General features: G+C 69.0%; 18 protein-coding genes. 9 read left to right on the top strand and 9 right to left on the bottom strand.

Going from position 1 to position 17,402, the window contains the following annotated elements:
• Nucleotides 1–8: 8 nt before the first annotated feature.
• From sigM to trxA, 4 genes are all read left to right on the top strand, one after another.
• Nucleotides 9–698, top strand: coding sequence for an RNA polymerase sigma factor SigM (sigM, locus tag ACFZCY_RS02930; RefSeq protein ID WP_009716495.1), 690 nt, complete (start codon nucleotides 9–11; stop codon nucleotides 696–698).
• On the top strand, nucleotides 695–1,672 hold the full coding sequence (locus ACFZCY_RS02935) for a hypothetical protein (RefSeq protein ID WP_391168883.1): 978 nt from the start codon (nucleotides 695–697) through the stop codon (nucleotides 1,670–1,672). Before sigM ends, ACFZCY_RS02935 begins: the two co-directional genes overlap by 4 nt.
• Before the next feature lie 144 nt (nucleotides 1,673–1,816).
• The gene (gene trxB, locus ACFZCY_RS02940) at nucleotides 1,817–2,770 is read left to right on the top strand and encodes a thioredoxin-disulfide reductase (protein ID WP_391168885.1); all 954 of its coding nucleotides are present in this window, start codon (nucleotides 1,817–1,819) and stop codon (nucleotides 2,768–2,770) included.
• A 41-nt stretch (nucleotides 2,771–2,811) separates the two neighbouring features.
• Nucleotides 2,812–3,141 carry a thioredoxin gene (gene trxA, locus ACFZCY_RS02945; protein WP_009716492.1) on the top strand — a complete coding sequence of 110 codons (330 nt, stop codon included), beginning with the start codon at nucleotides 2,812–2,814 and terminating at the stop codon, nucleotides 3,139–3,141.
• A gap of 63 nt (nucleotides 3,142–3,204) precedes the next feature.
• Here trxA and ACFZCY_RS02950 read toward each other — a convergent pair whose 3' ends face one another.
• From ACFZCY_RS02950 to rpmH, 9 genes are all read right to left on the bottom strand, one after another.
• Nucleotides 3,205–3,822, bottom strand: coding sequence for a GNAT family N-acetyltransferase (locus ACFZCY_RS02950; RefSeq protein WP_055545947.1), 618 nt, complete (start codon nucleotides 3,820–3,822; stop codon nucleotides 3,205–3,207).
• Between the two features lie 325 nt (nucleotides 3,823–4,147).
• Entirely contained in the window at nucleotides 4,148–5,293 is a 1,146-nt protein-coding gene (locus ACFZCY_RS02955; RefSeq protein WP_391168888.1) for a ParB/RepB/Spo0J family partition protein, read from the bottom strand.
• On the bottom strand, nucleotides 5,290–6,381 hold the full coding sequence (locus ACFZCY_RS02960) for an AAA family ATPase (protein WP_391169383.1): 1,092 nt from the start codon (nucleotides 6,379–6,381) through the stop codon (nucleotides 5,290–5,292). Before ACFZCY_RS02960 ends, ACFZCY_RS02955 begins: the two co-directional genes overlap by 4 nt.
• A gap of 248 nt (nucleotides 6,382–6,629) precedes the next feature.
• Nucleotides 6,630–7,343 (bottom strand): 16S rRNA (guanine(527)-N(7))-methyltransferase RsmG, encoded by a 714-nt coding sequence (gene rsmG / locus ACFZCY_RS02965; RefSeq protein WP_055545944.1) that lies wholly within the window; start codon nucleotides 7,341–7,343, stop codon nucleotides 6,630–6,632.
• Between the two features lie 111 nt (nucleotides 7,344–7,454).
• On the bottom strand, nucleotides 7,455–7,964 hold the full coding sequence (locus ACFZCY_RS02970) for a R3H domain-containing nucleic acid-binding protein (protein ID WP_055545943.1): 510 nt from the start codon (nucleotides 7,962–7,964) through the stop codon (nucleotides 7,455–7,457).
• A 15-nt stretch (nucleotides 7,965–7,979) separates the two neighbouring features.
• Entirely contained in the window at nucleotides 7,980–9,119 is a 1,140-nt protein-coding gene (yidC, locus tag ACFZCY_RS02975; protein ID WP_391168889.1) for a membrane protein insertase YidC, read from the bottom strand.
• A gap of 3 nt (nucleotides 9,120–9,122) precedes the next feature.
• Complete coding sequence (yidD, locus tag ACFZCY_RS02980) at nucleotides 9,123–9,440, bottom strand: membrane protein insertion efficiency factor YidD (RefSeq protein WP_009716485.1); 318 nt, start codon at nucleotides 9,438–9,440, stop codon at nucleotides 9,123–9,125.
• The gene (rnpA, locus tag ACFZCY_RS02985) at nucleotides 9,437–9,820 is read right to left on the bottom strand and encodes a ribonuclease P protein component (RefSeq protein ID WP_361477382.1); all 384 of its coding nucleotides are present in this window, start codon (nucleotides 9,818–9,820) and stop codon (nucleotides 9,437–9,439) included. The genes yidD and rnpA overlap by 4 nt, the downstream gene beginning before the upstream one ends.
• Nucleotides 9,821–9,844: 24 nt before the next feature.
• Nucleotides 9,845–9,982, bottom strand: coding sequence for a 50S ribosomal protein L34 (gene rpmH / locus ACFZCY_RS02990; RefSeq protein ID WP_003956500.1), 138 nt, complete (start codon nucleotides 9,980–9,982; stop codon nucleotides 9,845–9,847).
• 476 nt (nucleotides 9,983–10,458) lie between these two features.
• Between rpmH and dnaA the strand changes: the two genes are divergently transcribed.
• The 5 genes from dnaA (at nucleotide 10,459) to ACFZCY_RS03015 (ending at nucleotide 17,117) form a co-directional block, all read left to right on the top strand.
• Nucleotides 10,459–12,366: a chromosomal replication initiator protein DnaA gene (dnaA, locus tag ACFZCY_RS02995; RefSeq protein ID WP_391168890.1), complete on the top strand. Its 1,908-nt coding sequence runs from the start codon at nucleotides 10,459–10,461 to the stop codon at nucleotides 12,364–12,366.
• A 916-nt stretch (nucleotides 12,367–13,282) separates the two neighbouring features.
• Complete coding sequence (dnaN, locus tag ACFZCY_RS03000; protein ID WP_391168892.1) at nucleotides 13,283–14,413, top strand: DNA polymerase III subunit beta; 1,131 nt, start codon at nucleotides 13,283–13,285, stop codon at nucleotides 14,411–14,413.
• Nucleotides 14,414–14,527: 114 nt separating this feature from the next.
• On the top strand, nucleotides 14,528–15,406 hold the full coding sequence (gene gnd, locus ACFZCY_RS03005; RefSeq protein WP_391168893.1) for a phosphogluconate dehydrogenase (NAD(+)-dependent, decarboxylating): 879 nt from the start codon (nucleotides 14,528–14,530) through the stop codon (nucleotides 15,404–15,406).
• Nucleotides 15,407–15,456: 50 nt separating this feature from the next.
• Entirely contained in the window at nucleotides 15,457–16,602 is a 1,146-nt protein-coding gene (gene recF / locus ACFZCY_RS03010) for a DNA replication/repair protein RecF (RefSeq protein ID WP_391168895.1), read from the top strand.
• On the top strand, nucleotides 16,599–17,117 hold the full coding sequence (locus ACFZCY_RS03015) for a DciA family protein (RefSeq protein WP_391168897.1): 519 nt from the start codon (nucleotides 16,599–16,601) through the stop codon (nucleotides 17,115–17,117). The genes recF and ACFZCY_RS03015 overlap by 4 nt, the downstream gene beginning before the upstream one ends.
• The last annotated feature ends 285 nt before the right edge of the window (nucleotides 17,118–17,402 follow it).

The raw sequence follows: 17,402 nt of genomic DNA on the forward strand, positions 1-17,402 counted from the left end.
GCTCAACGTTGGACGACGCCACCATCGGCGGAGCAAGCGACGGCGAGCTCCTTGCTCAGCACGTGGCCGGCGATCCGCATGCCTTCGGCGAGATCGTGCGACGCCACCGCGACAGACTCTGGGCGGTGGCGCTGCGCACCCTCGGCGACCGGGAGGAGGCCGCCGACGCGGTCCAGGACGCGCTCGTCTCCGCCTACCGCGCCGCGCACACCTTCCGGGGCCAGTCCGCCGTGACGACCTGGCTCCACCGCATCACGGTCAACGCGTGTCTGGACCGCGCCCGCAAGGCCGCCTCCCGTCGCACATCCCCTGTCGACGACACCGAGCGGCTCGAGCAGCTTCTGGAGCCCCATGAGTCGGCCGCCGCACCCGCCGAGCGCGGTGATCTCCATCGCGAGCTGCTGGGAGCGCTGCGCACCCTCCCGCCCGAGCAGCGCGCGGCTCTGGTACTGGTCGACATGCAGGGCTACCCCGTGGCGGAGGCCGCCAAGGTCCTGGACGTCCCCACCGGCACCGTGAAGAGCCGCTGCGCGCGGGGACGGGCCCGGCTGCTGCCGCTGCTCTCGCATCTCCATCCCAACGGAAGGGGTAGCGTCCCGTCCGGCGGGGGAAGGAACCGGTCGCAGGGGACATCCGTCCCACCAGCGGCAGGACCGACTGACACAGATGCCGTGAAGGGCGGAGGTGGGCGAGCGTGACATCCTCGACGGACACGGACGAGCACCCGGAAGTCGCGGAGATCTCCGCACTCACCGAAGGTCTGCTCTCTCCGTCCCGCACCGTCGATGTGCGCACGCACCTCGCCACCTGCGGGCTGTGTGCCGATGTGCAGACCTCCCTGGACGACATCCGCTCCACACTGGGCACCCTTCCCGGGCCGGTGCGCATGCCCGACGACATCGCGGGCCGGATCGACGCCGCACTCGCCGCCGAAGCCCTTCTCGACGCCACAGCCCCCGGCGATCGCGCCTCGGTTTCACGTGAAACCGAGACCGCTGACTCCGCAGGGCATGTTTCACGTGAAACCGAGCCCACGACCGATCCCTCAGGCCCCTCAGGCCCCGCGGCCGACGGAAGGCCCTCCCCGGCCGTGGACCGGCCCGCAGGGCGACCGCGCGCCGCCACCGGACCGGGACGCAAGACCGCCCCCCGCACCGGCGCAGGAGCCCGTGGAGGGCGCGCTCGGCGCTGGCCCAAGGTGGTGCTCGGCACCGCGTGCGCCGCGGCCGTGATCGGTATCGGCACCCTCTTCTTCCCAAGCGGTTCCGAACACGACAAGAGCGGCCCCGGCACCACGGCCAACGCCGACCCCAGCTCCACGGCGAAGACCACCCTCTCCACCGGGACCCTCAAGAACCGGGTGCGGGAGATGCTCGCCGACCAGAAGGCCACCCCGTCGCGCGGAGTCACCACTCAGAACACTCCGGATATGCCGCTGCGTGCGGAGGACCCGGTGGTTCCGTCCTGTGTCCAGCGTGGGACCAGCCGCTCCGAGCCGGTTCTCGCCGCGCAGCAGGACACCTACGGCGGCAAGACGGCCTACATCGTCGTGCTGCCGCATCCCTCCGACAGCACGCTCGTCGACGCCTTCGTGATCGACGCGTCCTGCGTCTCCGCCTCTCACTCCAGCCCCGGGAAGCTTCTGGTGACCCGTACGTATCCGCGAAGCTGAGGCACAGCCCACACCCACGGCCCGCCTGGCCGCACGCGGGAATGCGGGACCCGTAGGATCCGTTGGGTGGGATGGCAGCGGTTCCCCGGAAACCCGGGGGGTGCGCCGTCCAGTCAGCAGTCGGCAGAGACAAGGAAGACATCCGTGAGCGACGTCCGCAACGTGATCATCATCGGTTCCGGGCCCGCGGGCTATACGGCCGCGCTCTACACCGCCCGCGCTTCCTTGAAGCCGCTGGTCTTCGAAGGATCCGTGACCGCCGGTGGTGCCCTGATGAACACCACCGATGTGGAGAACTTCCCCGGCTTCCGCGAGGGCATCATGGGCCCCGACCTGATGGACAACATGCGGGGGCAGGCCGAGCGCTTCGGCGCCGAGCTGATCCCGGACGATGTGGTCGCGGTCGACCTCAGCGAGGACATCAAGACCGTCACCGACTCCGCCGGTACGGTGCACCGCGCGAAGACCATCATCGTCAGCACCGGCTCCCAGCACCGCAAGCTGGGGCTGGCCCGCGAGGACGAGCTTTCGGGCCGTGGCGTCTCCTGGTGTGCCACCTGTGACGGGTTCTTCTTCAAGGACCAGGACATCGCCGTCATCGGCGGCGGTGACACCGCGATGGAGGAAGCGACCTTCCTGTCGCGGTTCGCCAAGTCCGTCACCGTGGTCCACCGTCGGGACACGCTGCGGGCCAGCAAGGCGATGCAGGAGCGCGCCTTCGCCGACCCGAAGATCTCGTTCGTCTGGGACAGCGAGGTCACGGAGATCCACGGCGACGGCAAGCTGTCCGGCCTGACCCTGCGCGACGTCAAGAAGGACGAGACCTCCGAGCTGCCGGTCACCGGTCTGTTCATCGCGATCGGCCATGACCCGCGGACCGAGCTGTTCAAGGGTCAGCTGCACCTGGACGACGAGGGCTACCTGAAGGTCGAGTCGCCCTCCACCCGCACGAACGTGCCGGGTGTCTTCGCCGCGGGTGATGTCGTGGACCACACCTACCGTCAGGCGATCACCGCCGCCGGCACCGGCTGCGCGGCCGCCCTGGACGCCGAGCGCTTCCTGGCCTCCCTGGGCGACAGCGAAGACGCCACCGTCTGAATCCGCTTCCATCCCTGCACCAACGATTAAGGAGAGTAGCCATGGCCGGTGCCACGGTCACCGTGACGGACGCCGACTTCGAGGAGACCGTCCTCAAGAGCGACAAGCCGGTACTCGTCGACTTCTGGGCCGCGTGGTGCGGTCCGTGCCGGCAGATCGCCCCCTCCCTGGAGGCCATCGCCGCCGAGCACGCCGACAAGATCGTCATCGCCAAGCTCAACATTGACGAGAACCCGGCCACGGCCGCCAAGTACGGCGTGATGTCCATTCCGACGCTCAATGTCTACCAGGGCGGCGAGGTCGCGAAGACCATCGTCGGCGCCAAGCCGAAGGCCGCGATCGAGCGCGATCTGGCCGACTTCATCGGCTGAGCCACCCGCACACACGAAGGGGCTGCCCTCTCGGGCAGCCCCTTCGTGTTTCACGTGGAACGCTCACAGCGGACGGAGAGCGGGCTCCTTCTGGACCGCCCCGAGCAGGCGGTCCAGCGCCAGCTCGACGTCCTCCTTCCAGGAGATCGTCGTCCTCAGCTCAAGTCTCAGCCGGGGATACCGCGGATGCGGCCGCACGGTTTTGAAGCCCACCGCGAGAAGGTGGTCGGCGGGCAGCACACACGCCGGTTCCTTCCAGGTGGCATCTCCGAACGCCTCGATCGCTTTGAAGCCCCGGCGGATCAGATCCTTCGCGACGGTCTGCACCATCACCCGGCCCAGGCCCTGCCCCTGGTAGCCCGGCATGAGCCAGGCGGTCATCAGCTGCACGGCATCCGCCGCGACCGGGCTCGTCGGAAAGGCCGTGGACCGCGGCACATACGCGGGCGGCGCGTAGAGCACAAAGCCCACCGGCACATCATCGACGTAGACCACCCGGCCGCAGGATCCCCACTCCAGCAGAACGGCCGAGATCCAGGCTTCCTTCTCCAGCTCCGGACGTCCTGCCCTTACCGCAGCCTCGCCACTGACGGGGTCGAGCTCCCAGAAGACACACGCGCGACAGCGCTTGGGGATGTCCGGGAGGTTGTCCAGCGTGAGCGGTACAAGCCGACGCCCCATGAAGCCAGTCCCTCACTTCCGTGGCCAGCCGCGGCACGGGCGGCTGACAGCGCACTACGCTCCCTGATCAGACTACCGACAAAACCGCCGACAGCGCCCAGGCCCAGTCCTGTGGCCACCAGTCCGGTGCGGCTCACCGATCGCATGGCCCTGCCCTTCGCATGAGGTGCCTCCCCATGGATCCGCCCTACCTGATCGCATCGTATCCGTGCGGAGATTGCACCGATACCGCCCTTGGGCAAAGAGCGGGTCGTGTCCCGATGTCATCGGAACACGACCCGCCCCACTCCGCGCTTTCCCACGGCCGAGCCGCACGGTCAGCGGTTCATTCGTCCTCGTCCGCCGCCTCGTCCCCGGCGGACAGCGGCTGCTCCAGCACCGGGCCCTCGCCCGGGGCCAGAGTGCCGAGAATCCGCTCCAGATCGTCTATCGAGGCGAACTCGACGACGATCTTCCCTTTCTTCTGACCGAGGTCGACCTTCACCCGGGTCTCGAACCGGTCCGACAGCCGGGACGCCAGATCCGTCAGCGCGGGGGACACCCGGGTACCGGCCCGCGGCCCCTTCGTCTTGGGGGCACCACCCGACCGCGAACCCATCAGGGTGACGATCTCCTCGACCGCCCGCACCGACAGCCCTTCGGCAACGATGCGATGCGCCAGCCGGTCCTGTTCATCCGCGTCCTCCACGGAGAGCAGGGCCCGGGCATGGCCCGCGGAGAGCACACCCGCCGCGACCCTGCGCTGGACGGAGGGAGAAAGCTTCAACAGCCGCAGCGTATTGGAGACCTGCGGACGCGAACGCCCGATCCGGTCCGCCAGCTCGTCATGCGTGCAGTTGAAGTCCTTCAGCAACTGGTCGTACGCCGCGGCCTCTTCGAGCGGATTGAGCTGAGCCCGGTGCAGGTTCTCCAGCAGCGCGTCGAGCAGAAGCTTCTCGTCGTCGGTGGCCCGGACGATCGCGGGGATCTTCTCCAGCCCCGCCTCACGGCAGGCCCGCCAGCGCCGCTCGCCCATGATGAGCTCATAGCGCTCGGGCGCCAACTGCCGCACCACGACCGGCTGGAGGAGGCCGACCTCCTGGATCGAGGTGACCAGCTCGGCCAAGGCGTCCTCGTCGAACACCTCGCGCGGCTGACGGGGGTTGGGCGTGATGAAGTCGAGCGGCAGCTCGGCGAAGTGCGCCCCGGCCACCTCGTCCACCGGGGGCGTCGGCGCGGCCTCGGCTTCCTTCTCCGGCGGGGCGGGCGGCTCGGTTTCACGTGGAACGCTCTGCGCGGACAGACCCGCCACCTTGGCCGCCGCCACCCCGCGCTCCTGGGTGAGCACCGGGACCGCGGTCGGCGAGGTCGTAGCCCCTGCGGTGGTGGTCGTTCCCCCGCGCGTCGCGGGTCCGGCGTTATCGGCCCCCTTCGGCGCGGGAGGGATCAAAGCACCGAGCCCACGGCCCAGTCCTCTGCGTCGCTCACTCACTGAATCCCCTCCTGCATGCTGTGCTGGTCGTGCTGGCTGATCTCGGGCATGGGCAAGGCATGAGCGTGCTGAGCGTCGTACTGCACGCTGACCCCGCGAAGCGCGATCTCCCGGGCCGCCTCGAGATAGGAGAGCGCTCCGCTCGATCCCGGGTCATAGGTGAGAACCGTCTGCCCATAGCTGGGGGCCTCGGAGATGCGCACCGATCTCGGGATGCTCGTCCGGAGCACCTCGCCGCCGAAGTGGCTGCGGACTTCGTCCGCCACCTGAGAGGCCAGCCGGGTCCGGCCGTCGTACATCGTAAGCAGGATCGTCGAGACATGGAGCTTGGGGTTGAGATGACCCCGCACCAGGTCGACATTGCGCAGGAGCTGCCCGAGTCCCTCCAGCGCGTAGTACTCGCACTGGATCGGGATCAGCACTTCCGCCCCGGCGACCAGCGCATTGACCGTCAACAGCCCGAGCGAGGGCGGACAGTCGATGAGGATGTAGTCCAGTGGCTGCTCGTAGGCCTGGATGGCTCGGTCCAGCCGGCTCTCCCTCGCCACCAGGGAGACCAGCTCGATCTCGGCTCCGGCGAGGTCGATCGTGGCCGGGGCACAGAACAGCCCCTCCACGTCCGGCACCGGCTGCACCACATCGGACAGCGGCCTGCTGTCGACCAGCACGTCGTAGATCGAGGGGACTTCGGCGTGGTGATCGATCCCCAGTGCCGTCGAGGCATTGCCCTGCGGGTCGAGGTCGATCACAAGGACCCGTCCGCCGTGCAGGGCGAGAGACGCCGCCAGATTGACCGTGGTCGTGGTCTTCCCGACCCCGCCCTTCTGGTTGGCGACCACCATCACCCGGGTCTGCTCCGGCCTGGGCAGTCCCTCACCAGCCCGGCCAAGCGCTTCCACCGCCAGTTGAGCGGCACGGCCAATAGGGGTGTCGTCCATCGGGGGCGGAGTTTCACGTGAAACGTCCTCCCCCGCCGATTCGGTACGGGGGCCGGGGACCGGGTCGGTCATCGGCCCCGCGATGTTGGCGTCGGACCGCAAGGATTCACTCTCCTCGACATCAGGCTCGCGATGCACAGAGCCTGCCATGCTTTGGGGGTTGTGAACCAGCGAGGCCCATTCTCCTGTGGATGAATCCACGTCTTTACGGGGGCGGCGGTCGCGGGGCAGAGCCGCCGCACGACCGCGACTGATGATTCCATGCAGCAGGGAGCGACGTTTCACGTGAAACACGATGCACGGGCAGGCCCGTTGATCCGTCGCGACACTCCGGTATGCGTAGTTTAGGCAGCTTGTATGGAGCACCCCACCAAGCCGTCCGGTCTACGTCAGAGCGCTCAGGGCCGACGTCGTGGCGCCTTGCGCGCCGCCTTGGCGCGCTTCGCGGCGAAGCGCACACCCCCGGGACTCTCCCCGACCTCGACCCGCACCACGGTGGACAGCGGATCGACGACGCCCTCGCCGACGTGCAGCACCGAGGTCCCCACCACACCGAGCTTGCTCAGCGCAGCCCGGGCATGCTTCAGCTCCTCCTCGGCCGTGTCACCCTTCAACAGCAGCATCTCCCCGTACGGCCGCAGCAGCGGAACCCCCCAGCCGGCCAGCCGGTCCAGCGGGGCCACCGCCCGAGCCGTGACCACATGCATCGGGGGCAGCTTCCCGAGGACCTCCTCGGCCCGGCCACGCACGACCGTGACATGGTCCAGGCCCAGCAGCTCCACCACCTCCCGCAGGAAGTTCGTACGGCGCAGCAACGGTTCCAGCAGAGTGATCTGCAGATCCGGGCGGGTCAGGGCGAGGGGAATGCCGGGGAGACCGGCGCCCGAGCCCACATCGCAGACGGTGACCTCCTCGGGCACCACCTCGGAGAGCACGGCGCAGTTGAGCAGATGCCGCTCCCACAGCCGCGGCACCTCGCGCGGGCCGATCAGCCCGCGGGTCACGCCCACATCGGCCAACAACTCGCCGTACCGGACGGCCTCCGGGAAGCGGTCACCGAATACATCCCGAGCCTCCTCGGGCGCCGGGGGGAGCTCCGCTGCTTCCGTCACGGGGACCGTCCTTCCGTACCGAGCACTGTGGTGAACGCTGATGTAAGGCTGACAAGATTCGGCCCCGCCTGCGCGCAGACGGGGCCGGGTAGACCATGAGACCGGGCCTGGTCAGGCCGGGAGTACGACCACGCAGCGCTGGGGCTCCTCGCCCTCGGACTCGCTGTGCAGTCCGGCGGCGGCCACCGCGTCGTGCACCACCTTGCGCTCGAAGGGCGTCATCGCCTTGAGCTTCACCGGCTCGCCGGTGCCCTTCGCCTCTTCCGCGGCCTTGGTGCCCAGCTCGGTCAGCTCGGCACGCTTACGGGCCCGGTATCCGGCGATGTCGAGCATCAGCCGGCTCCGGTCGCCGGTCTCCCGGTGCACCGCGAGCCGGGTCAGCTCCTGAAGGGCCTCCAGCACCTCGCCGTCCCGGCCGACCAGCTTCTGCAGGTCGCGGCTGGTCGAGTCGCTGATGATCGACACCGCTGCGCGGTCGGCCTCGACGTCCATGTCGATGTCACCGTCGAGGTCCGCGATGTCCAGCAGACCCTCGAGGTAGTCGGCCGCGATCTCCCCTTCCTGTTCGAGGCGGGTCAGGGTGTCGACACCCTCGGCGGCGGGGGTGGTGCCTTCCGTCACGGATGGACTCCTTCGTTACTTCTTGGACGGGTGCTTGGGGCGCTGCTGGCCCTTGCGCTGCCCGGACTTCGTGTTCCGGGAGCCGGAGGCCGAGCCGCCGGCAGGCTTGCCGCCCTGCGAACCCTTCTTCTCCGCCGCGCTCTGCTGCGTCGGCTCCTGGTCGGACTTGTCCAGCTTCACCTCGGACGCCGACTGCGCCGTCGCCCTGCTGTGGCCGTGGCCGCCGGCGGTGGTGCGCTGCGACTTGGTCTGCCGCTTGGGCTGCTGGCGGTTGGCGCGGGCCGTCTCGGCGGCCTTCTTGGAGGCGACCTCGGCCGGCTCCTCCTTCAGCTTGCCCTTGGCCCGCAGCCGCTCCTGGCGCGCCTTGTAGGCGAGGCTGCCGGGGGTCGGGTTGCGGCGGATGACGAACATCTGCTGCCCGAGGGTCCAGACGTTGGTGGTCAGCCAGTAGACGAGGACACCGACGGGGAAGTTGATGCCGAAGACGGCGAACATGATCGGGAAGACGTACATCAGCATCTTCTGCTGCTGCATGAACGGCGTCTTCACCGTGAGGTCGACGTTCTTGGTCATCAGCTGGCGCTGGGTGAAGAACTGCGACGCCGACATCAGCACGATCATGGTGATCGTCACGATGCGGACGTCCGTCAGCGAGGCTCCGAGGGACTCGACCTTCGAGGCGGAGTCCAGGAACTTCACCGACAGGGGAGCGCCGAAGATGTGCGCGTTACGGGCGCTGTCCAACAGCGACTGGTCGATGACGCCGACCGTCCTGTTGTTCGCGATGTGGTTGAGGACCTGGTACAGCGAGATGAAGAACGGCGACTGCGCGAGGATGGGCAAGCAGCTGGAGAGCGGGTTGGTACCCGTCTCCTTGTACAGCTTCATCATCTCTTCGGACTGACGCTGCTTGTCGCTCTTGTAGCGCTCCTGGATCGCCTTCATCTTCGGCTGGAGCGCCTGCATGTTCCGCGTCGACTTGATCTGCTTCACGAAGAGCGGGATCAGGCAGATACGGATCAGCACCACCAGCGAAACGATGGACAGACCCCACGCCCAGCCACTGTTCCGGTCGAAAATGAGGCTGTAGAACGAGTGGAACTGGACGATGATCCAGGAAACTACGTCATAAAGAGGACCGAGGATCGTGTCCACGAATCAGGCTCCTTGGGCGTTGGGCTGGGTCTCGGGCTGTGCGGCAGGTTCCACAGCGGAGTGCCCGCCGAAGCGGTTCCGCAGCCGCTGGTGCCACACCGGATGCTTCCGGGGCGGCACGTGGTCGACGCCACCGAGCGACCACGGGTTGCAGCGCAGGATGCGCCACGCCGTCAGCGCCGTTCCTTTCACCGCGCCGTGCCGGTCGATGGCCGTATAGCCATAGTGCGAGCACGACGGGTAGTACTTGCAGACCGGTCCCAACATCGGGCTGATGGTCCACTGGTACAGCTTGATCAACCACAGCAGCGGGTACTTCATCGCGGCACCCCTCCCAGTAGCCGCTGCACTGCGGTGTCGAGATCGCGGGCCAGCTGGTCGTGACCCGCCTCACCCGCACCGGGCAGCGCCCGTACGACCACAAGGCTACCTGCGGGAAAATGATCGAGACGGTCCCGCATGAGATGGCGCAGTCTGCGCTTCACCAGATTGCGGACGACGGCACCGCCGACCGCCTTGCTGACGACGAAACCCGCACGCGCCGGGGGAGCGCTCTCCCCAGGTGCGTGCGGGTCCGTGTTCTTGCTGGTGAGGCCGCTGCGAAAGTGCACGACAAGAAGCGGGCGACCAGCCCTGCGTCCTCGGCGTACCGCGGCCGCGAAGTCCTCGCGCCGCCTCAGCCGATGCTCGGTAGGCAGCACGTCATGGACCTTGAGTCAGGCTGCTCAGGCCGACAGACGGGCGCGACCCTTGCTACGGCGGGACGCGAGGATCGCGCGGCCGGCACGGGTGCGCATACGCAGCCGGAAGCCGTGGGTCTTCGCGCGGCGGCGGTTGTTCGGCTGGAAGGTGCGCTTGCTCACTCGGGGGCTCCAGAAATGAATCGGGTAGTGGCGGTACATCGCCTGGCTGTCACCGTGCGCCCACGAGTAGCTCGCAATACGCCCGAGTGCACCGCTTCACGATCACGGATCATGAAGTCCGTGACCCTTGCCCATCGGAGGCAGGCGGCAGCAGCCATCGACAACTCGACCTGGTCACGGTACGCGCGGTTACGCCATCCGGTCAAACCGACAGACGGCCCGGATGACGCACCGCCCGGCCCGCCCGCCGGGGCAAGGGAACGACCGGCGACATCACATGGCACATTTGTACACACCCTGTGGACAACGACTTGAACCCTGAACCCCGGCCTGACTACCGTGGCCGGGCTCCGATTCCTTCCCACCCGTCCCGAGAACCACCTTTCGTGGGACATGTCGGCGTCCCCCACCCAGCGAGTGAGAGAGCGTGCCCTGTGGCTGACGTACCTGCCGATCTTGCCGCAGTGTGGCCACGCGTGCTCGAGAGGCTTCTGGGAGAAGGCACGGGTCAGGGAGGGCAGGGCGTCGAGGCCAAGGACGAGCACTGGATCAAACGGTGCCAGCCCCTCGCGCTCGTCGCCGACACCGCCCTGCTCGCCGTCCCCAATGAATTCGCCAAGGGCGTGCTGGAGGGCAGGCTGGCCCCGATCGTCAGCGAGACGCTGAGCCGGGAGTGCGGCCGCCCGATCCGCATCGCGATCACCGTCGACGAGTCGGCGGGCGAGCCGATCGTCCCGCAGCAGCCGCAGCGCGACAGCCGGGACGGCTATGAGAGCCGCCGCGACGGATACGACAGCCGCGACGGTCGCGACGGCTACGAGGGACGCGACGGTTACGAGGGATACGAGAGCCGCGACGGCTACGGCCGCCAGACGCCCGACGAGCTGCCGACCGCCCGCCCCGCGTACCCCGGCTATCAGCAGCAGCGCCCCGAGCCCGCCGCCTGGCAGCGGCCCCATGACGACTACGGCTGGCAGCAGCCCCGGCTCGGCGGTTTCCCCGAGGCCGATCCGTACGCGTCACAGCGCTCCTCGTCCGGCTACAAGCAGCAGCCGTACGACCAGCAGCAGCGCGGCGACTACCGGGGCCCCGGTACGGAGCGCCCCGGCCCGGGCGGACCCGGGGGAGGCCCGGGGGCCGGCGGTCCAGGAGGCCCGGGAAACCACGGCGGCCACGGCGGCCCCGGTGGCCACGGCGGCGTACCCGAGCGGCCTCCGTACGAGCAGCAGCGCCACGACCTCCCCGACCCGCTGGAGCGCGCCCGCGGCGGACCGCCCGTCCTGCCCTCGCAGACCGGCGCCCCCGGCCCGCTCGCCGCGCAGCCCGCGCCCGCGTCCGGCCCTGGTGAGCCGACCGCCCGGCTGAATCCCAAGTACCTCTTCGACACCTTTGTCATCGGCGCATCCAACCGCTTCGCGCACGCCGCGGCGGTCGCGGTCGCCGAGGCGCCGGCCAAGGCGTACAACCCGCTCTTCATCTACGGGGAGTCCGGGCTCGGCAAAACGCATCTGCTGCATGCCATCGGGCACTACGCCCGCAGCCTCTATCCCGGCACCCGGGTGCGCTACGTGAGCTCCGAGGAGTTCACCAACGAGTTCATCAACTCCATCCGCGACGGCAAGGCGGACGCGTTCCGCAAGCGCTACCGCGACATGGACATCCTGCTGGTCGACGACATCCAGTTCCTGGCGAGCAAGGAGTCGACGCAGGAGGAGTTCTTCCACACCTTCAATACGCTCCACAACGCCAACAAGCAGATCGTGCTCTCCTCCGACCGGCCGCCCAAGCAGCTGGTGACCCTGGAGGACCGGCTCCGCAACCGCTTCGAGTGGGGTCTGATCACCGATGTGCAGCCGCCGGAGCTGGAGACGCGTATCGCGATCCTCCGCAAGAAGGCGGTGCAGGAGCAGCTGAACGCGCCGCCGGAGGTCCTGGAGTTCATCGCCTCCCGGATCTCCCGCAACATCCGGGAGCTGGAGGGTGCGCTGATCCGGGTCACGGCCTTCGCGAGCCTGAACCGGCAGCCGGTGGACCTCGGTCTCACCGAGATCGTCCTCAAGGATCTGATCCCCGGCGGCGAGGACGCGGCCCCGGAGATCACGGCCACCGCGATCATGGCCGCGACCGCCGACTACTTCGGGCACACGGTGGACGACCTGTGCGGCGCCTCCCGCAGCCGGGTCCTGGTCACGGCGCGGCAGATCGCGATGTACCTGTGCCGTGAGCTGACCGACCTCTCCCTGCCCAAGATCGGCGCACAGTTCGGCGGCCGGGACCATACGACGGTGATGCACGCGGACCGCAAGATCCGGGCGCTGATGGCCGAGCGGCGCTCCATCTACAACCAGGTCACCGAGCTGACCAACCGCATCAAGAACGGCTGAGCGGGCCGCACGGCCGCCACACGGCGGCACCAGAGGCACGCCGCGGTGCTCCGTACGACAGCCGTTGAGGAGCTTGCTGAGGCACCGCGGAGGGTCGCAGAGCGACCACAGAGACGGACAAGGGCGCTCCGGGACGGACAACTCCCGGGGCGCCCTTCGTCGTTCGGTCTCCCCGGCTGTTCGATTCTCTGCCCTGAGAGGCCAGTTCTCCACAGATCCACAGCGGATGGGACGTCCACACCTTGGGGACTTCTCCGTTGTCCAGAATCCGTCCACAGGCTTGGGGTGCAGGATGGGATCTGTCGAGGTCAGCCGGATGTGGAATTGTGGCAAACCGTGGTCCACAGACTGTGGACGACGGGATGACCCACAGGCCGTGCTTCGAGTTGTCCACCGGCCGCCCACAGCCACAGGCCCGTTGCCCACAGCTTCTCCACACGCCTGTCCACTGTTCGGCAACGAAATGGTCTCCCTCACCGGACCGAGTGAAAGGCGTCACACCAAGGAGCCGGGTTGGGCTGTGGGGAAGGTGGGTAAAACTGGGGACGCCGCTGGGGAGAACCGGGTGTCTCCTGTGCATCGCGTGTGCAGAACTTTCCGGCGTCCACAGAACGCGTGAGTTGTCCACGGGTGCCGCCCACAGGACCAGTGGACAAAAAAGCGGCCCTGACCTGCGCAAAGTCAGTTATCCACGGTTTCCACAGGCCCTACTACTACGACCACAGAGTTAGAGCAGGGAAATCGCTTCGAAGTGGGGCCTGTGCACAACTTCGGGCCGGGCCGCCCGACACGTCTCGCACCGACTTGACCCCGAGCCGCGCCGACTGTCAGCGGCGTGCGTCAGACTGGTCTCCGGCACATCAGCCGACGACGAAGGCCAGCAGGGCGAGCCAGCAACAGCAGGAGGCGGTTTCCGGTGAAGATCCGGGTGGAGCGCGATGTACTCGCGGAGGCAGTGGCCTGGACGGCCCGCAGCCTCCCGGCCCGTCCGCCGGTGCCCGTCCTCGCGGGCATCCTGCTGAAGGCGGAGGAAGGCGCTCTCAGCCTCTCCGGCTTCGACTACGAGGTCTCGGCCCGCGTATCCGTCGAGGCCGACGTGGAGGACGACGGCACGGTCCTGGTCTCCGGCCGCCTTCTCGCCGACATCTGCCGCGCTCTCCCCAATCGCCCTGTGGAGATCTCCAGCGACGGTGTGCGCGTGACCGTCGTCTGCGGCTCGTCGCGCTTCACCCTTCACACACTGCCTGTGGAGGAGTACCCGGCGCTGCCGCAGATGCCGACCGCCACCGGCACCGTCCCCGGTGAGGTCTTCGCCGCCGCCGCCGCCCAGGTCGCCATCGCGGCCGGCCGGGACGACACCCTGCCGGTGCTCACCGGTGTGCGGATCGAGATCGAGGGCGACACCGTCACGCTGGCCTCCACCGACCGCTACCGCTTCGCGGTCCGCGAGTTCCTGTGGAAGCCCGAGGCGCCGGACGTCTCCGCCGTCGCGCTGGTCCCCGCCAAGACGCTGCTCGACACCGCCAAGTCCCTGACCAGCGGCGACACGGTCGCCCTGGCGCTGTCCGGCTCGGGTGCGGGCGAGGGGCTGATCGGCTTCGAGGGCGCCGGGCGCCGCACGACCACCCGGCTGCTCGAAGGTGACCTGCCGAAGTACCGCACGCTGTTCCCGACCGAGTTCAACTCCGTCGCCGTGATCGAGACCGCCCCCTTCGTGGAGGCCGTCAAGCGTGTGGCGCTGGTCGCCGAGCGGAACACCCCGGTGCGGCTCAGCTTCGAGCAGGGCGTGCTGATCCTGGAGGCCGGTTCCAGTGACGACGCACAGGCTGTGGAGCGCGTCGACGCGCAACTCGACGGCGACGACATCTCCATCGCCTTCAATCCGACGTTCCTTCTCGACGGGCTCAGCGCGATCGACTCCCCGGTCGCCCAGCTGTCGTTCACCACGTCGACGAAGCCCGCTCTGCTCAGCGGCAAGCCCGCGATGGACGCCGAGGCGGACGACGCGTACAAGTACCTGATCATGCCGGTCCGGCTGAGCGGCTGAGCGGCCGAAGACCGAGCGGATGAGCAGGTGTAGTCAACATCTGTGCGGACACTCGCGGGCGTAGGCTCGGTCCCAGGTACGAAAACCGCACTGACTACGGCATAAGGATCACTGATGGAGCTCGGTCTCGTCGGCCTCGGCAAGATGGGCGGCAATATGCGCGAGCGCATTCGCCGCGCAGGCCACACCGTCATCGGATACGACCGCAACCCGGACGTCGCCGATGTTCACAGCCTCGGTGAACTGGTGAGCAAGCTCAAGGGTCCGCGAGTGGTATGGATCATGGTTCCGGCCGGTGCCGCCACCCAGACCACCATCGACGAGCTGGCCGAACTCCTGTCGCCCGGCGACGTCGTCGTGGACGGCGGCAACTCCCGCTGGACGGACGACGAGAAGCACGCCGAGGAGCTGAAGGCCAAGGGCATCGGCTTCGTCGACTGCGGTGTCTCCGGCGGCGTCTGGGGCCTGGAGAACGGCTACGCGCTGATGTACGGCGGATCGGCCGAGCACGTCGCCCAGGTCCAGCCGATCTTCGACGCGCTCAAGCCCGAGGGGACCGCCGGCGCCGTCCACGCGGGCAAGGTCGGCGCGGGCCACTTCGCCAAGATGGTCCACAACGGCATCGAGTACGCGATGATGCAGGCGTACGCCGAGGGCTGGGAGCTGCTGCAGGCCGTGGACTCGGTCACCGACGTCCGCGAGGTGTTCCGCTCCTGGCAGGAGGGCACCGTCATCCGTTCCTGGCTGCTGGACCTGGCGGTCCGCGCCCTGGACGACGACGAGCAGCTGTCCCGCTTGCGCGGATACGCCGAGGACTCGGGCGAGGGCCGCTGGACCGTGGAGGCCGCGATCGACAACGCGGTGCCGCTGCCCGCCATCACGGCGTCCCTGTTCGCCCGCTTCGCCTCGCGTCAGGACGACTCCCCGCAGATGAAGATGATCGCCGCGCTGCGCAATCAGTTCGGCGGTCACGCGGTCGAGAACACCAAGTAAGCAGCCCCACAAGGGTGTAGTACTGCCGGGGGAGGTCGGCGCAGCCCACCATGCACGTCACGCATCTGTCGCTCGCCGACTTCCGCTCGTACGCCCGGGCCGAGGTCGCCCTGGGCCCCGGCGTCACCGCCTTCGTCGGGCCCAACGGCCAGGGCAAGACCAACCTGGTCGAGGCCGTCGGCTATCTCGCCACCCTCGGCAGTCACCGCGTCTCCTCGGACGCCCCGATGGTGCGCATGGGGGCCGAGCGGGCGGTCGTCCGGGCCACGGTGGTCCAGGGGGACCGGCAGCAACTGGTCGAGCTGGAGCTCAACCCCGGCAAGGCCAACCGCGCCCGCATCAACCGGTCCTCGCAGGTCAGACCGCGCGATGTGCTCGGCATCCTGCGCACGGTGCTGTTCGCGCCCGAGGATCTGGCCCTGGTCAAGGGCGACCCCGGTGAGCGCCGCCGCTTCCTCGACGAGCTGATCACCGCCCGTGCGCCACGCATGGCCGGGGTCCGCTCGGACTACGACCGGGTGCTCAAGCAGCGCAACAGCCTGCTGAAAACCGCCGCGTTGGCCCGGCGGCACGGCTCGCGCGGCGGAAGCGGCGGTGACGCGGCGCTGTCCACCCTCGACGTCTGGGACCAGCACCTGGCCCGGACCGGCGCCGAACTGCTCGCCCAGCGCTTCGACCTGATCTCCGTGCTGCAGCCGCTCGCCGACAAGGCGTACGAGCAGCTGGCCCCGGGCGGCGGCCCGGTCCTGCTGGAGTACCGCGGTTCGGCCGGTGAGGACCTGACCGCGGCCGGCAGCCGCGAGGAGCTGTACGAGCGGTTGATGGCCGCCCTGGCCGACGCGCGCAAGCAGGAGATCGAGCGCGGCGTCACGCTGGTGGGGCCGCATCGGGACGACCTCGTCCTCAAGCTCGGGCGGCTTCCGGCCAAGGGGTACGCGAGCCACGGCGAGTCCTGGTCGTACGCCCTCGCGCTGCGTCTCGCCTCGTACGACCTGCTCCGCGCGGAGGGTGCCGAACCGGTGCTGGTGCTGGACGACGTCTTCGCCGAGCTGGACTCCCGGCGCCGGGAGCGGCTGGCCGAGCTGGTCGTCCCCGGTGAGCAGGTGCTGGTCACGGCGGCCGTGGAGGAGGACGTCCCGGAGGTGCTGGCGGGCGTGCGCTACGCGGTGGCCGAGGGCGAGGTGCGGCGGGTATGACGGACCCCAAGACCCCCGAGCCCTCGGGCGTCGATCTGGCGCGCGTCGCGCTGCGCGCCGCCAAGGAGCAGGCGCGGGCCCGCGGAGCGGCCGCCCAGCAGAAGAAGCAGGCGCGTCGAGGGGGCTTGCGCTCCGGCGCGCGCGCCGATGGACGCGATCCGCTCCCGCTGGGCACGGCGATCAACCGGCTGATCACCGAGCGGGGCTGGGAGGCACCGGCGGCGGTCGGCGGGGTGATGGGCCGCTGGCCTCAGATGGTCGGCCCGGAGGTCGCCCAGCACTGTGAGCCGCAGCGGTACGACGAGGACGCCCGGGTGCTGACCGTGCGCTGCGACTCCACGGCATGGGCGACCCAGCTGCGGCTGCTCGCACCGCAGCTGGTGGCCCGGCTCAACGCCGACCTCGGGCAGGGCACGGTGCGGTTGATCAAGGTGCTGGGCCCCGGCGGACCGCCCCGGCGCTACGGTCCGCTGCGCTCCCCCGGCAGCACCGGCCCGGGCGACACCTACGGCTGACCGTGCGACCCGGGGGCCCGTAAGGAGCCGCCCCTGGGCCCGTATGGACGCCTGAGCACAGGGTGACGGCTGAGACCCCGGTCACGGTCGCCGGTGGTTGACAGCCCGAAGCGCTGAGTGGCGGTGTGAGCCTCTTGGAGCCCGTCCCCGCATATGGGGAGTCGCTGGCGACCGGTTCAGGGCGGCACATGCGGACTCAGGCGCCAGCAAGCCCCCATTCTTGTCGGCGCTACCGGTAGACTGGGCGAGTACACCGTCGCCGCTGGCGCACCGAGCGCTTGCGGA

This window comes from Streptomyces sp. NPDC007983, from assembly GCF_042958345.1.
Taxonomy (GTDB): domain Bacteria; phylum Actinomycetota; class Actinomycetes; order Streptomycetales; family Streptomycetaceae; genus Streptomyces.

Bases quoted from the DNA above. Each gene is read 5' to 3' on its own strand.
- gnd (WP_391168893.1), top strand. From the start codon at position 14,528: ATGGAGCTCGGTCTCGTCGGCCTCGGCAAGATGGGCGGCAATATGCGC.
- ACFZCY_RS03015 (WP_391168897.1), top strand. From the start codon at position 16,599: ATGACGGACCCCAAGACCCCCGAGCCCTCGGGCGTCGATCTGGCGCGC.
- recF (WP_391168895.1), top strand. From the start codon at position 15,457: ATGCACGTCACGCATCTGTCGCTCGCCGACTTCCGCTCGTACGCCCGG.
- ACFZCY_RS02960 (WP_391169383.1), bottom strand. From the start codon at position 6,381: ATGGCAGGCTCTGTGCATCGCGAGCCTGATGTCGAGGAGAGTGAATCC.
- ACFZCY_RS02950 (WP_055545947.1), bottom strand. From the start codon at position 3,822: ATGGGGCGTCGGCTTGTACCGCTCACGCTGGACAACCTCCCGGACATC.
- trxA (WP_009716492.1), top strand. From the start codon at position 2,812: ATGGCCGGTGCCACGGTCACCGTGACGGACGCCGACTTCGAGGAGACC.
- yidD (WP_009716485.1), bottom strand. From the start codon at position 9,440: ATGAAGTACCCGCTGCTGTGGTTGATCAAGCTGTACCAGTGGACCATC.